Source organism: Evansella sp. AB-P1 (genome assembly GCF_029688925.1).
Taxonomy (GTDB): Bacteria; Bacillota; Bacilli; order Bacillales; family Salisediminibacteriaceae; genus Evansella.
The window spans coordinates 37,833-52,166 of the sequence record NZ_JARUKY010000008.1 but is presented as its reverse complement, the minus strand read 5'-3'; the positions used below and the strand labels follow the sequence as shown (position 1 = coordinate 52,166).

Sequence of the window (14,334 nt, the reverse complement as noted above, 5' to 3'; positions counted from 1 at the left end):
AAGAGGGGAGAATATGAAAAAGGCGTTATTTTATATTGTATCTTTTGTATTTGTATTTTCGTTTATGAACAGCGTTTCAGCAGATTCAAATACAAATGTATTTGAATCGTATCCAATTATAAATACAGAAACAGGTGAAGAACATTGGGAGCATGTGACACCAGGAGAAACATTGAGTCTAGATCAAAATGTCGATTATGTTATTTCCTTTGATGGACCTAAAAGTTTCCGTTTCACCGATGTTGGTTTTAGCACTTCTACAAGCTTAAACATGAAAGTTTTCTCGAATGATGTTTTATTATTTAATTCTAATCCACAAATTAACATTACTAGAAATAATACCATGTTCTATGATGTAACGAGGATAGAAATAAGGAAAACCACCAGTTTCAATAGAACGTTAAGTAATTTAGATTCTATCCCATTAGAAAGAGTTAACCCACAGTATGAAACGGGGTATTTGTTTGGTAAAAATTTAAGAACAAATAATAATCAGTTTCCTCATATACAATTAGCAACCGACGGGAATCTAGGAACAACGAATTATTTAAGGAATTTCGATTATATAAGTACAGATAATTTAATCGTCGACTTGAATTATCCGATAAATGTTGATAGTTATTTCATTGAGTACGATCAAACTTTACCAGATCGAAACACTGTATTATTGCGATTTTTTGACGTAGAAAACAAATTAATTTATGAAACAGAAGGAGAAAACGGATACAATGATACACCCATTTTAAACAATGTTAAACATATTGAGGTATTAGGTGTAAAATCAGACAACTATCACGATGAAGATTCAACCTTTAATATTAGTGGTTTAGATTTATATGGTAGTGACTTAGAAACTTATCAAGATGTAATAATCAATGAAATAGAAACCTTTTATAATAGGATTTATTTGGAATGGGAAAACCCAGACGATGAAGATTTCAAAAAAATATTAGTATATAAAAATGATAGTTTAATTGAAGAAGTAGAAGCACCTTTGAACTATCGTTATATTAATAATTTAGAACCTAACACAGAATACACATTTATTTTAAAAACATTTTACGATCCTCCTGGTGAAGAAAGTAGAGGGGTAACGTTCACAGTTACCACAAAAAAAATAGAAAAACCCACAATAAAAGAAACGGATATATTTAATTATCATAGTGCGCGAATAAATTTTACTAGACCAACGTTTAATGGTTCGGAAAAAGTACAACTGTTTCAAGATGGGGAAATGATAGCAGAAACAACAGGATCACATTTTTATTTAGAAGGGTTAGAACCAGAGGAAGTATATTCCTTTGAATTAAAAACAGTAACAACAGAGGGTTTTATTTCTGAAGGGGAGCAAGTTATTTTTGAAACACTTGAAGCGCCTTTGCTAGAAGAAATAACAGATTTAACAGCAGAATCAACTTACAATAGAGTTGATTTATCGTGGAACAACCCTTCTTTCAATCCTCATTTTAATTTTGTGAGGATTTATAGACAGGATATTCAATCGACAGAAGATGATAACATTATCACTTCTTTACTTTTTGGTTCGAGGGTTTCAGCAAATGAGGAAGAATATACACCTATTTTTGAAACTAATGGTACACAATTTAATGATTTAACGGTTGCCCCTGAAAGTGATTACGAATACAAATTGACAACCACAAACACAGAAGGAGAAGAGTCAGAAGGTGTTTACATTTTTACTTCAACAGATACAGAGCCTGAACCAACAATGGGCGGTGTTAATGACTCTGTTGATGAAAATGGGAACTATGTATACTCCTGGTCTACTCCAACTAGTGGAGAAGTACAAGTTATTGTTGGTGGCGAAGAGTATGCGACTGTGGATGCAAGTCTTGGATCAATAACTATTCCAGAATCGGAAATGAAATACACTGCCTTAGGAGATCCTGCGGTAACACTAGTTCCTATATCTCAATATGGAACAGTGGGAGAGAATCATAATCCGAGTAAAGTTTTAGGAGCTGGATTACCTTTTAGTGTTGCTGCGGTTGTCACAGGAAGTATGGAAATCATAGGACTTGTAACAGGTTTCATAGTTCTAGCATTAGCGTTAATTTTTGCACCTAGAATCATAGCTTTTATTAAGAAAAGTATTAGATCCCAAAATACTAGGAGGGTTAGAACATGAATACACAAATATTAGAGAGTGTTTTACAAGTGATATTTACAAATTTGTTTCCTTATTTAGCACCTCTATTATTCTTATTCATGGTGATTTTGTTTTCTGATCGATTGATTGATTTTTTATATAAAGCATTTAGGAATAGAAGGATCTATTAATGGATATTATTTTCTTTCCTGTATTTTTAGGGATATTCGGTAATATTTTTGGTAATTTGTTTGGTGTTATATGGGATGCAATTACATGGATTGGAGATCAAATAGGTAGCTTTTTTAGTTGGTTAGGAAGTCTAATAGCTGATTTATTTAATAGTTTATTAGAATTGTTGATGGCATTTTTTGAAGTTATCTATGCCATTATTGATGGGATCCTTTATTTTTTATTTCAAATAGGGTTGCTGGCTGTAAAATTGTTTCTCATATTTTTTGAGCTCGCGAAGCTAATTTATTCATTTTTTATGGGACTAGCTAATACACTAGCAAGTTTATCTTATAGTCCACAATCAAGTTCTGGACATGGATATAGTGAAATGATCGGAAACATCTTTAATGCATTAGAACCAATGCAACTAGATACGATTGCTTATATTTTATTATTTATTATTTGGCTATTTACAGCTATCACAGTTATAAAATTACTTTCTAGTATTCGAGTGGGGGGAGAGTAAATGAGAGATCAAATTCGTGATTGGATTGATAGTATTTTTACCCCCTTTCACTCATTTTTAGATATGGCTATTGAACGTTTGCAAATGGTTAACGTTGTAACCGCGCAAGGTCTTGATATAGGCCAATATCTATCTATTTTTGGTGATATGCCTTCAGAATGGCAGCTAGTTATACAATCTTTATTGTTTTCAATGGTTGTTATAGGTTCGGTGTTTATTTTTAGATCCATTATGAGACTTTACTATGCTAAGAAAGAAGGTGTGAAATGGTGGTAGATGCATTTATATACTTCTATTTTATTGGTGCAGGTCTAGCAGCTGGTATAGGAACGATCACCTTTATTGGATGGAAAGTAGTCCAACGTTCACAACAAAAGAAAAATAAGGGTAGTAAACGGAAGGTGATTGCTTAATGTTAAAAAGAAAAAAAGAAGACATGTTTGAAGAAACAAGTGATTTACTTATTATTTTTGATAACGATTTAAAAACTAGTGATGTTCAACGTGTTACACATATTGACGAAGAAAGCGTGGAAGTAACAGGTATTTATAAGGTTCCTTTACAAGATTGTGAGGTAACGAATGGCATAGAGGGAAGAAACTTTTTTTATCGTGCTCCATCTCAATCAGTTCAAGAAGTAAAACGATTAGCACAACTTGAAAAATCAATGGTCTTGCAACAAATTACTTCTTATAAACCACCTAGAGAAGAAGGGGTAGACATTACAAAAATAGGTTTAATGATACTGATATTTGTAGCATTTATCATATTTGGTATTTCAAGTTGTTCTGGAGGTTAAATATATGAATGATGAATTAAAGTATCTAATTTATGAGTTAAAAGGAATGGTAGATATGCTTAATGTACATTTCGAAATGGATAATGAAGTCTCATATTCTCAGTTTGATGTTGTTCATTCTAAAGTGACGGAACTTGCTAACAAAATATCTGAGAAGGAGGAATAAATTTTATGCAACAAAACAGTGATTCGGAAAAATTACAATCCGTAATATCAGATAATCTCTTTCCAGAAGTGCATCACATATCAGATGTAAAACAAGTTTTAGAGGTAATGAATTCGAATGCTCAAGAATTACAAGAATGGCAAGTACGTGCTTTTATCTTTTTAAAGCAGCTTGGAAATAATGAGTACTTACATCCAGACGGAGATCCATATGAGGATATAGAAAAATTCATCATGGAAAGTAAAGTTCATGTTGCAGATCCTAAATATTACATCGATACGATTGAAGCATTGATTCCAAAACCTCCAAAACCAATAGTAATGGCTGAAAAAGCAGGAAAAGGTGATCGATAATGGCGCATCATTTCTTTTTTCAAGGTCCATTAGGCAGTGGGAAAACGTTTATGATGTCAATTATGGCACATCATTTCCGAGCAAAAGTCCGTGAAAATGGCGGCGATATAGCATTATTTTCAAATTACAAATTAAAAGAATCTAGTAGCATGGATCATTATACAGATTGGTATGAAGTAGCTAAACGACAAGGATCTATCTGTACCTGGGATGAGGCACACATGGCTTTTGATTCACGAAGATGGGGAAAGTTTGGATCAATTATTGCAACAGAGGTAATGATGTACACACGAAAAATGCATAGTGTACAGATGTATGCTAGTCCTAACATCGGAAATGTGGATAGTAGAATAAGACAAATTGTAGAGGTGCTCGTTCATTGTAGAAGGATTGGTAAAAAAGGATTTCAATATACTTTTATAGACTTTCAAACTGGAGAGTTCTTACATCGTCAGTTTTTACCAATGTATCGAGCTAAAAGGTATATGGCGTTAAATCTTTATGATACACATCAAATGGTTAAAGGGTTTCCACTTCCAGCAACAGAACGACAATCAGACGAATTCTTTGATGAACTTGAAAGAATTCATAATGAAGCTAGAAAAATTCGTGAAAGAGTGTTGGTATCATGATTTTTATACATGTGTTTGTCGTTGTTATCATAATGGGAAGTTTGCTATTGCTAATTGATGTTTTAGTAGATAAGTTAAACACATTTTTACATGAAAAGAAAATGAAATCCAGATTAGAGGAGATGAACAGACTTGAGAATCGAAAACCTTTCATTAATACCTAGTGGGTATAAATATCGTGATCCTAGAGCTCTCCTTTATAATTTCCCCTCTTTACCAAAAGTAAAGTTTGCAAAACTAATGAATGAATTTTATTTTTACAAAGCGTTAGAAGCTGTTGAAGAAGCAGCAAGTAAGCTTGGTTTTATTCTACTACCTCGCAGCTGTATGCATTGGAAAAGATGTAGAGATTATTCGGAAGATCGAAAAGTGAAGGTTTGTGGGAAAACATATTTCATGATGAAAATAGAAGAAATTACAGAAAATGAAATTAGTAAGCTACAAAACTATATCGATGAGCATGTCACCAGACACCGACTTGCAGCATCCTAAGGAGGAATAATTATGTTACGACTAAAAAATGAAGAATTGTCAGTATTAGTTTACCACTTGGGAATCATGAGAAATCCTACAAAAAAGGGATTAAAGAAGAAACATGATAGAAAAGAAGTTAAAGAATACATTGGAATTTATGATTCAATTGTTGATAAACTCCTGGAGATCAATATAGAAGATGATATTCATGATATTCAATTATCTACTGTGGAACTTGAACTACTACAGTCATTCTTCCCTTGGTATATAGAAAAACTAGAATCAGAACTTCTGGAGACAGAGAAAGATGAATTAAGTGATGGAATTGATGTTTTAAAAACAATAAATAATATGCTGCTTATACATGCAGTCTAAGGAGGAAAAGGATGGATTTATCAGGAATACAATTACCGTTTAGTGTCGCAGATGTTGTTGGTGGAGGTATGGATCTCATTGGATTAGTTGTTAGTTTTATTGTATTAGCAATGGCTCTAATCTTTGCACCACATTTAATTGATTTTGTAAAAAACGCGATGTTTTCTTATAAAGTGGGGAAACACCATGGAAGCTTTAAAACAGGAGTAAATGAATTTATGTTTCACACGAAATACAAATACTCTAAAAGGTTTAGGGATGGATACTAATTTAAGTATCAAAAACCACCGTTTTTGATAAGGGATAAAAAAGGGCAAATAAATGCCCCTTTTTATTGGACAAAGTTTCCCAAAACTCATTACCATATTCTATTTATCAAAAAGGTACTTTTAAAAGAAAATTAGACTAAAAAGGGGGAGAAAAATTGGATTTTTATGAAACGGTTCTATGGCTTACAGAAATAGATAATAAATTAGACGAAATTAGGAAACTATCCAAAAATCAAGAAACTGATTTCAGGCATTATCCATTCAATAATGATTTTAAGTTAATAGAGCATATTTTGAATGAATTCATAGAACGCCAAAAGGAGTTAAAATGATGATTATAGGTTATGCAAGAGTAAGTACGAAGGATCAATCATTGGAAATGCAATTAGATGCACTTAATAATGCAGGATGTGAACGGGTATATCAAGAAAAGATTTCTGGAGCTAAGGATGAAAGAGAGCAGTTGAACAGAGCTATTGATATATTGCGCGAAGGAGATCAATTTGTAGTATATAAGTTAGATAGGTTGGCTAGATCCACACTTAAACTATTAAAGGTAGCAGAAGAATTAGAGATTAAAGGTGTGGAATTAATTAGCATACAAGATAATATTGACACTACTACACCAATGGGTAAAGCGATGTTTCGTATGTTGTCAGTTCTGGCTGAATTAGAAAGGGATATGATTCGTGAAAGAACGAATGCTGGTCTAGCAGCTGCAAGAGCTAGAGGAAGAAAAGGTGGTAGACCTAAAACAAAACAAAAGAAAGTTGAACAGGCTTTAAAAATGTATCATACAAAACAATTTACAATAAATGAAATTGTAGATGCTACGGGAGTATCGAGTAGCACACTTTATCGTAATATAAACTAACTAATTTTAGTGAGTTTAGTGGTAGGAATAACAAATAGACACAAAAAATACAAAAAATAACATTTTATGTGTAGGAGTTAACGTATTTAATACTGAATTAATTAGTATCAAAATTTAGGAGGTGATTTTATGGAGAAAAAATATCTTGTAAAAATATTGTTTAAAAATGGTGAAAAGTTGAATGTAGATACTAATTCAGATGTAAGAAGAAGTGAGTATAAGTCTATGGTAAATGGTTTTCCTTGCATAGTGACCGAAGAACAGCATGTTTTATTTACAGAACATATTGAAAGTATGAAAGTAATAAAAAAGTAATTATTAATGGAGAAGTGATATATGTACATTATAATTAAGTCTTACTATCGTGAATTAGAAAGGAATGTTACACAAAAGAAAAGTTAATGTCCATATTTTTCACTTCTCAGAACAGATTTTTGTACTTTGTCCTCCTCTAGCAGCATAAGTTGTAACAAAGTAACGATGTAACAGTGTAAATCTGTTACAGTGTTACTGACTTATCATCATTTTTTTTATAAAATTAGTGAAGGGGAGAGGGTAAGAAGTGCAAGTTAAGGAACGAAAAATAAGATCTGATAAAAAGACTCGTGTTAATCCGTCTTTTGACCAAGATACTCATGATCGATTAAAAAGATTATCAATAGCATGTGATATTTCAAAAACAAAAATGGCAGAAGAAATAGTAAAATTAGCTGTAAATAATCCTTCGATCATTGACCATCTCCAGGAAAGATTTCAAGCCTCAGATACCTTTCGAATCATCCCCATATTAAAAGACGGTAAAGTCTACTTCGATTAAATAAAACCCTGTTTTATAGTTAACCTAACATGTGCAAAATTAATTGCAGGATCACTTGCTTCTTGTGCATACACATAAATAGATGTTTCTGCTCCTACAAGGGCAATATCAATTCCATCAGATAGTAGTGTTGTCATTGTCGTGTCGCCACCCCAAGTAGTTGTTAAATCAACACTAAGACCTTCCTCCTCAAAGAATCCTTGAGATAGGGCAACATATTGTGGAGCATAAAAAACAGATCGAGTAACCTCTCCAACTCTAACTTCTGTTAAGTCGTCATCACTTGAATTACAGCCTACAATGAAGGCAGTACCCAGAACAATAATAAGTAACAAAACATATTTGATAAACTTCATTTCCTGTCCCTCCTGAAAAAATTAGGTATACGCTGATGTGATAAATTATGATTAACTAGTAAAATGTGTGAATCACACTTTCATACTTTATAAAAATATTTTAAGATCTAGGTAACATGATTCACTCATCACGTAAAATGGACAATTTGTAAAGTTTTTTAGAAAGGTGTTTTTATATGAACGGTAAAATCATTGAAGAAATAGTACTTCCATCTCCAAGTAAAACGTTAAAATTATCGATGATTACATATTATTCACGTAACCTTAAAGTAAAAGGCTATTTAGTTGAACCACTATTACCAGGTAACTATTCAGGAATATTGTATTTGCGCGGTGGCATTCGCCATGTAGGAATGGTGAGAGTATCTAGAATAACGCAATATGCTTCTGAAGGATATGTAGTTTTTGCACCAGTCTATAGAGGAAATTTAGGAGGGGAAGGAGAAGAGGACTTTGGTGGAGAAGATCGAGAAGACGCCCTTTCTGCTTACGATATTTTACTTAATAGAGAGAATGTATGTTCAAGCAATATCCATGTAATAGGGTTTTCACGTGGTGGAATGATGGGGGCAATGGTTGCAAAAGAAAGAACACCAACTTCTATGGTTACATGGGGAGGAGTTTCTGATTTAACATTAACTTACAAGGAACGTCCTGATTTACGGAAGATGCTTAGAAGAGTAATTGGAGGAAGTCCAGACGAAAAAGAGGAGATATATTTAGATAGATCTCCAATTCAAATGGTTAGCAGTATTCATTGTCCGGTTTTAATTGTACATGGTGAACGAGACACTAGTGTTAGCGTAAAACACGCATATTTATTAGAGAGTGAATTAAAAAGGCAGAACAAAGAAGTGGAGAGTTGGATTTACGGTGAATTAGGACATACTTTAACTGTTAGGAAGCAGCTAATGCTAACAAGAAAAGTCACCGCATGGTTAAAGGAAAAAGAATGAAAAAGAGGTTTTCTATAAGTGCGTGTTCAAAAAGCAAGCCAACGCAGAGATTCGACAGATATTTTTCCCGGACTTTTTGAACATCCTCTATAACAATAGAAGTTATGAAAACCTCTTATCTATAGGGTTATATAGTAGAAGTAGGTCCTGCAGAGAAAAAAGTAGATGACAGATCATTAAATTTTTTGAAATTTTCATTAAACTTGTTCGCTAGTTGTCTTGCTTTTTTTTCATATTCCCGTTCACTATTCCAAGTTTTTCTTGGTTGAAGGAGTTCGTCAGGGACTCCTGGGCAATGAAGTGGGATTCGAAGTCGGAATATTGGATCTACGACAGTTTCCATGGATTTTAATTCTCCTTGTAAGGCAGCTTGGATCATTGCCCGTGTATGGGAAAGGTTTATCCTTTTACCGATTCCATAAGGACCTCCTGACCATCCTGTGTTAACAAGAAATACATTGACATGGTGTTCCGTTATTTTTTCACCAAGCATTTTTGCATACACTCCTGGGTGTAATGGTAAGAATGGCGCACCAAAGCAGGTGGAGAAGGTTGCCTCAGGTTTTGTTATGCCACGTTCCGTTCCTGCTAATTTACTTGTATAGCCAGATAAAAAATGATACATAGATTGTTCCTTTGACAGTTTACTAATAGGCGGTAGCACCCCGAAAGCGTCAGCTGTCAAAAAAATAATTGTATTTGGGTGTCCTGATACACTTGGTATAACAGAATTAGGTATTACATCTAGTGAATAAGCTGCTCTTGTATTTTCTGTTAGTGAAGAATCTTCATATTTAGCTTTTCTAGAACTCTCTTCGATCACTACATTCTCAATAACTGATCCAAATCGAATGGCGTTAAAAATTTGTGGTTCATTCTCCTTTGAAAGATTTATGCATTTCGCGTAGCATCCTCCTTCAATGTTGAAGATACCATTTGTGGACCAACCGTGCTCATCATCCCCTATTAAAGCACGATGGGGATCTGCAGATAATGTTGTCTTTCCAGTTCCTGATAATCCAAAAAATAAAGCTACATCTCCTTCAACGCCTACATTTGCTGAACAGTGCATTGGTAGAACATTCCGATTTGGAAGTAAAAAATTCATTACAGAAAAGATAGATTTTTTCATTTCTCCAGCATATTCCGTTCCCCCAATTAAGATTGTTCGTTTTTCAAATGAGATAATAATAAATGCTTCAGAGTTCGTTCCATCTATTTTAGGATTGGCTTTAAATCCAGGTGCTGAAATTATAGTGAATTCAGGATAAAAAGAGGATAATTCTTCTTGTTGTGGTGAAATAAATAGTTGTTTAACAAATAAATTATGCCATGCTAATTCATTTATAACTCGAATAGAAAGCTGATGTTTTTTATCTGCACCAACATACCCTCTTCGAACAAAGATTTCATTCTGATAGTTTAAATAGTGTAACACTTTCATATAGAGACGTTCGAAAACCTCAGATGAAATGGGCTGATTCACTATCCCCCAGTCAATCGTTTCTTTCGTATCCTTCTCTTTTACAATGAATTTGTCTTTCGGGGAACGACCAGTATATTTACCAGTTGTTGCACGAAAAGCTCCAGTTGAGGTTAGTGTACCTTCTTTCCGTTCTAAAGCTTTTTCTACTAAGTGTGAAACAGACAGGTCATGACTTACATTGCTTCCTCGTAGTACTCGAACTAATTCTGTTTCAAAGTGAATTGTACTCATAGCTATCACCCTTTCAGTTAGCAAACCAATTTTTAAAAAGCTCATAGTAGTTTTTAAATAGTATAACATATTTAGTTAATAGTATATACTTTATTTTGGCGGATGTGCATCATAATAAGTAAAAAAATTAATTAATACATATAAAATAAATCACTATTTAGAATTTTCTCTATTGGACTATCTAGCTTCATTTGTTAATTATTGTACTCTATTTGTAGAACAAAATTAGATTTGAAACAGTGGGTGAAACGGCGAATTTGTGAAATGTTATACAAACTTTGATATGCACGTATGTTTTCTTGCATTTTGAATGAAAAATTAAAATATTGATAAAATAAAATATGATATTAGTAAAAACTTCATTAAAATGGGAGACAATGGTTGACAGGTCAAGGGAAATCAGTTATCCTTTTGGCGAACGGATGGATACTCTTATCCTGAGACGGCGGAGGGACAGGCCCAACGAAGCCCGGCAACCATCACCACACCACGACAAGGTGAAACGGTGCTAACCTGCAAGACATATATACGTATGTCTTGATCGATAAGAGGTGAAAGGCGAATGGGTATAACCTTTTCCTCACTGGAAAGGGTTTTTTATTTTATTGGATAGCCGATTGTTCAAACAGCTTCGTGATTTTTTCATCTTAAAAATGAAAGATTCGCAAGCTTTAAAACGTTAATCCCCAAATCGACTTATCGATTTGCACCATTCTGCTAGGAGAACGAGTACCGTCACATCAATTAACATATCCTAATTGGAGAAAAATGAAGGAGGTACATACTGTGGCAGAAAAAAAACGACGATTATTTACATCAGAATCTGTAACTGAAGGGCATCCTGATAAAATTTGTGATCAAATTTCAGATGCTATTTTAGATGAGATTATGAAAAGTGATCCTAATGCTCGTGTCGCTTGTGAAACTTCAGTTAACACAGGTTTAGTACTAGTAGCTGGAGAGATTAGCACGTCTACATATGTAGATATTCCAAAAATTGTTCGTGAGACAATAAAAGGAATCGGTTATACACGTGCAAAATATGGCTTTGATTATGAAACTTGTGCAGTTTTAACATCCATTGATGAGCAATCCCCAGATATTGCTCAGGGAGTTGATAAAGCATTAGAGGCACGTGAAGGTCAAATGACTGAAGATGAGATAGAAGCTATTGGAGCAGGTGATCAAGGGTTGATGTTCGGTTATGCCGATAACCAAACACCGGAACTTATGCCTTTACCAATCTCTTTAGCTCATAAATTGTCTCGCCGATTAAGTGAAGTGAGAAAAGATGAAACAATTGACTATTTACGTCCTGATGGAAAAACACAAGTAACGGTGGAGTACGATGAGAATGACAAGCCAGTTCGAATTGATACGATAGTTATTTCTACTCAACATCATCCAGAAGCAACATTAGAACAGATCAAACAAGATTTAAAAGAGCATGTTATTAAGCCTGTTGTTCCAGCAGAATTAATGGATAAAGAAACAAAGTACTTTATAAATCCAACTGGGCGATTTGTAATTGGTGGACCTCAAGGGGACGCAGGCTTAACTGGAAGAAAAATAATTGTGGATACTTATGGTGGATATGCTCGTCACGGTGGTGGAGCATTCTCTGGTAAAGATGCAACGAAGGTGGACCGTTCTGCAGCGTATGCTGCACGTTACGTTGCAAAAAATATTGTTGCAGCTGGACTAGCAGAACGTTGTGAAGTTCAACTTGCATATGCAATTGGTGTTGCAAAACCTGTTTCCATATCAGTAGAAACTTTCGGTACAGGTAAAGTGTCTGAGGAAGTACTAGTTGAGGTTGTACGAAGCAATTTTGATCTTCGTCCAGCAGGGATTATTAAAATGCTAGATCTCCGTCGACCTATTTATAAGCAAACTGCTGCTTATGGTCATTTTGGTCGCACAGATTTAAATGTTCCATGGGAGAGTACGGATAAAGCAGCAATTTTAAAAGAGCAAGCGTTGAACAAATAATAAAGCACAAAATGCTGTTCAGAAAGAGAAGCTATATCCTCTTTCCGAACAGCTATTTTAGTATTTAATTACAGATTTCCGAAAAGAAAGCCCATGCAGGGCGTAGCCCCTCTTTAGAGATGGGATGAATTTTCGGTAGGCTTTAGCCTAAATTATTGAATGATACGAACACCTGTGCTATTCTACAAGTAGTACAAATGTTCTTTGAAAACTGAAGATATGGAGTTGTGGCAAGAAGCGATAAATAACGTTTGCCACGTAAAATCTTCAACGTTCGTCCTTAAAATTTCGGTTTGATACGACCGATACGGAACGATAAGCACACAAGAGGTCTTTTAGGCTGGCTTGACGAAGTGCCTAGCTATACGCTATACGTCCATTGATGTTCTAAGAGAAACAGGTTAGTGCTAGAGTGGAAACTCTCTCTTTTGAGAGATAAGGGCACTCTTGAAAAGCCTGTCAGTATCTTAGAACCCCACTGGCTTTAGCCGTGGGAGTATCAGATTAATTCTATACTAGCTGAGTCAGTTTATGTTCTGTAGTAACCTTTTCATATTGAAAAAGAAGATTGGAAAAAATTTTATCCCAGGATTGCTTTTTACTATAGGATCGACTCTTTAAACTCATGGAACGACGTAGTGAGTGGGATAATAACATCCTTTCAACTCCTTCTATAAAGGATGCTGTATCATTAGGAGAACATAATATTCCTGTGACACCATCTATTACAATTTCTTTTACTCCACCTGAGTTAGCTACAATTGCTGGAGTTCCAGATGCTAATGCTTCTAAAACAACATTTCCAAACGTTTCTGAAGAGGAAGGAAATACAAAAAGATCTGCAGCAGTATAAGCATCTGCTAATTCCTCCCCATCAAGGTAACCAGTAAAGCAAATATCCTGTTTATGCTTTTGCTTAAGTTCAGAAAGCATAGGTCCTTCTCCCACTACTACCCATTGAACTTCCTTTTTTAATTCTGATGACAGGTTTTCTACCATTTCAGACAATATGTGCAAATCCTTCTCTGGGGCAACTCTACCCACATACAAAAGTGTATACTTTTTAGTTATATGATAACGTTCCTTAAAATCCCTTTTATTTCTATGTGGATTAAAAATATGACAATCTACACCACGAGGCCAAAGTTCTAACTCCTTAAAACCTTTTTCCTCTAAGTGATTTTTTGTTTCATTTGATGGTACAAATATTTTTTTTGCATTACGGTGAAACCAATGTTGGTATTTCCAAATCCAAGGAAGCATAAAACCTAATTTATAATAATCTAGATATTGGTCAAAATGCGTATGATATGAAGCTACATAAGGGACATGGTACTTTGTAGCGTAATGGAGCCCACATAAGCCGACATTAAATGGGGTAGCAAGATGTATGAGATCTGGTTGAAGTGTCTGCAGACGATTGCGGATCTTTAATATATTTGGTAAGGCAATACGACATTCTGGATATAGTAAAAATGGTAAGCTTGTAAAACCGTGAACATTGCCACTAAAAAGAGAGTTATCATCAACTTGCTCTGGAACAAAGATTTCATGGGGGATATTTTCTTTTTCAAAATAATTTACAAGTCTACCTAATGTTTTTGCAACACCATTTACTTGTGGAGCAAACGTATCTGTGAACAAAGCAATCCTCATATATGGATCCTCCTCGATTTCTATTTTTAAATTAGACTTTCCATGCAAGTAAAACTTGCACCATGGGGAATGAAAAATTTCTTTTCAA

At 34.3% G+C, this 14,334-nt stretch carries 21 protein-coding genes and 1 riboswitch; of the genes, 18 read left to right on the top strand and 3 right to left on the bottom strand.

What is annotated here, in order from left to right; translation table 11 throughout:
• Window positions 1–13 precede the first annotated feature (13 nt).
• The 16 genes from QA612_RS09750 (at window position 14) to QA612_RS09675 (ending at window position 7,569) form a co-directional block, all read left to right on the top strand.
• Entirely contained in the window at window positions 14–2,149 is a 2,136-nt protein-coding gene (locus QA612_RS09750) for a fibronectin type III domain-containing protein (RefSeq protein WP_278283621.1), read from the top strand.
• Entirely contained in the window at window positions 2,146–2,301 is a 156-nt protein-coding gene (locus QA612_RS09745) for a hypothetical protein (RefSeq protein ID WP_278283620.1), read from the top strand. The genes QA612_RS09750 and QA612_RS09745 overlap by 4 nt, the downstream gene beginning before the upstream one ends.
• Complete coding sequence (locus QA612_RS09740; protein WP_278283619.1) at window positions 2,301–2,810, top strand: hypothetical protein; 510 nt, start codon at window positions 2,301–2,303, stop codon at window positions 2,808–2,810. Before QA612_RS09745 ends, QA612_RS09740 begins: the two co-directional genes overlap by 1 nt.
• Window positions 2,811–3,086, top strand: coding sequence for a hypothetical protein (locus tag QA612_RS09735; protein ID WP_278283618.1), 276 nt, complete (start codon window positions 2,811–2,813; stop codon window positions 3,084–3,086).
• The gene (locus QA612_RS09730) at window positions 3,077–3,223 is read left to right on the top strand and encodes a hypothetical protein (protein ID WP_278283617.1); all 147 of its coding nucleotides are present in this window, start codon (window positions 3,077–3,079) and stop codon (window positions 3,221–3,223) included. The genes QA612_RS09735 and QA612_RS09730 overlap by 10 nt, the downstream gene beginning before the upstream one ends.
• Entirely contained in the window at window positions 3,223–3,609 is a 387-nt protein-coding gene (locus QA612_RS09725; protein ID WP_278283616.1) for a hypothetical protein, read from the top strand. Before QA612_RS09730 ends, QA612_RS09725 begins: the two co-directional genes overlap by 1 nt.
• 4 nt (window positions 3,610–3,613) lie before the next feature.
• Entirely contained in the window at window positions 3,614–3,775 is a 162-nt protein-coding gene (locus QA612_RS09720) for a hypothetical protein (RefSeq protein ID WP_278283615.1), read from the top strand.
• Window positions 3,776–3,780: 5 nt separating this feature from the next.
• The gene (locus tag QA612_RS09715; RefSeq protein ID WP_278283614.1) at window positions 3,781–4,128 is read left to right on the top strand and encodes a hypothetical protein; all 348 of its coding nucleotides are present in this window, start codon (window positions 3,781–3,783) and stop codon (window positions 4,126–4,128) included.
• Entirely contained in the window at window positions 4,128–4,760 is a 633-nt protein-coding gene (locus QA612_RS09710; RefSeq protein ID WP_278283613.1) for a zonular occludens toxin domain-containing protein, read from the top strand. The genes QA612_RS09715 and QA612_RS09710 overlap by 1 nt, the downstream gene beginning before the upstream one ends.
• A 132-nt stretch (window positions 4,761–4,892) precedes the next feature.
• The gene (locus QA612_RS09705; protein ID WP_347568869.1) at window positions 4,893–5,252 is read left to right on the top strand and encodes a hypothetical protein; all 360 of its coding nucleotides are present in this window, start codon (window positions 4,893–4,895) and stop codon (window positions 5,250–5,252) included.
• A gap of 12 nt (window positions 5,253–5,264) precedes the next feature.
• Window positions 5,265–5,609, top strand: coding sequence for a hypothetical protein (locus tag QA612_RS09700; RefSeq protein WP_278283612.1), 345 nt, complete (start codon window positions 5,265–5,267; stop codon window positions 5,607–5,609).
• Window positions 5,610–5,620: 11 nt separating this feature from the next.
• A complete protein-coding gene (locus QA612_RS09695) occupies window positions 5,621–5,878 on the top strand; it encodes a hypothetical protein (protein ID WP_278283611.1) in 258 nt (85 codons plus the stop codon).
• A gap of 155 nt (window positions 5,879–6,033) precedes the next feature.
• Window positions 6,034–6,210 (top strand): hypothetical protein, encoded by a 177-nt coding sequence (locus tag QA612_RS09690; RefSeq protein ID WP_278283609.1) that lies wholly within the window; start codon window positions 6,034–6,036, stop codon window positions 6,208–6,210.
• The gene (locus QA612_RS09685; RefSeq protein WP_278283608.1) at window positions 6,210–6,752 is read left to right on the top strand and encodes a recombinase family protein; all 543 of its coding nucleotides are present in this window, start codon (window positions 6,210–6,212) and stop codon (window positions 6,750–6,752) included. The genes QA612_RS09690 and QA612_RS09685 overlap by 1 nt, the downstream gene beginning before the upstream one ends.
• Window positions 6,753–6,881: 129 nt before the next feature.
• Window positions 6,882–7,067 (top strand): hypothetical protein, encoded by a 186-nt coding sequence (locus QA612_RS09680; RefSeq protein ID WP_278283607.1) that lies wholly within the window; start codon window positions 6,882–6,884, stop codon window positions 7,065–7,067.
• Between the two features lie 247 nt (window positions 7,068–7,314).
• Window positions 7,315–7,569 carry a hypothetical protein gene (locus tag QA612_RS09675; RefSeq protein WP_278283606.1) on the top strand — a complete coding sequence of 85 codons (255 nt, stop codon included), beginning with the start codon at window positions 7,315–7,317 and terminating at the stop codon, window positions 7,567–7,569.
• Here the strand turns inward: QA612_RS09675 and QA612_RS09670 are convergent.
• Window positions 7,566–7,925 carry an ABC transporter substrate-binding protein gene (locus QA612_RS09670; protein ID WP_278283605.1) on the bottom strand — a complete coding sequence of 120 codons (360 nt, stop codon included), beginning with the start codon at window positions 7,923–7,925 and terminating at the stop codon, window positions 7,566–7,568. The two genes, QA612_RS09675 and QA612_RS09670, sit on opposite strands and share 4 nt — an antisense overlap.
• Before the next feature lie 176 nt (window positions 7,926–8,101).
• Here QA612_RS09670 and QA612_RS09665 point away from each other — a divergent pair, with 176 nt between their 5' ends.
• Complete coding sequence (locus QA612_RS09665) at window positions 8,102–8,881, top strand: alpha/beta hydrolase family protein (RefSeq protein WP_278283604.1); 780 nt, start codon at window positions 8,102–8,104, stop codon at window positions 8,879–8,881.
• A gap of 127 nt (window positions 8,882–9,008) precedes the next feature.
• Here the strand turns inward: QA612_RS09665 and pckA are convergent, their stop codons facing one another.
• Window positions 9,009–10,598, bottom strand: coding sequence for a phosphoenolpyruvate carboxykinase (ATP) (gene pckA / locus QA612_RS09660; RefSeq protein ID WP_278283603.1), 1,590 nt, complete (start codon window positions 10,596–10,598; stop codon window positions 9,009–9,011).
• A 429-nt stretch (window positions 10,599–11,027) separates the two neighbouring features.
• Window positions 11,028–11,149: riboswitch (SAM riboswitch) on the top strand.
• 235 nt (window positions 11,150–11,384) lie between these two features.
• On the opposite strand from pckA, the gene metK reads away from it, so the two are divergent.
• A complete protein-coding gene (metK, locus tag QA612_RS09655) occupies window positions 11,385–12,590 on the top strand; it encodes a methionine adenosyltransferase (protein WP_278283602.1) in 1,206 nt (401 codons plus the stop codon).
• A gap of 510 nt (window positions 12,591–13,100) precedes the next feature.
• On the opposite strand, the gene QA612_RS09650 is transcribed toward metK, so the two are convergent.
• Window positions 13,101–14,246, bottom strand: coding sequence for a glycosyltransferase family 4 protein (locus tag QA612_RS09650; RefSeq protein ID WP_278283601.1), 1,146 nt, complete (start codon window positions 14,244–14,246; stop codon window positions 13,101–13,103).
• Window positions 14,247–14,334 lie beyond the last annotated feature (88 nt).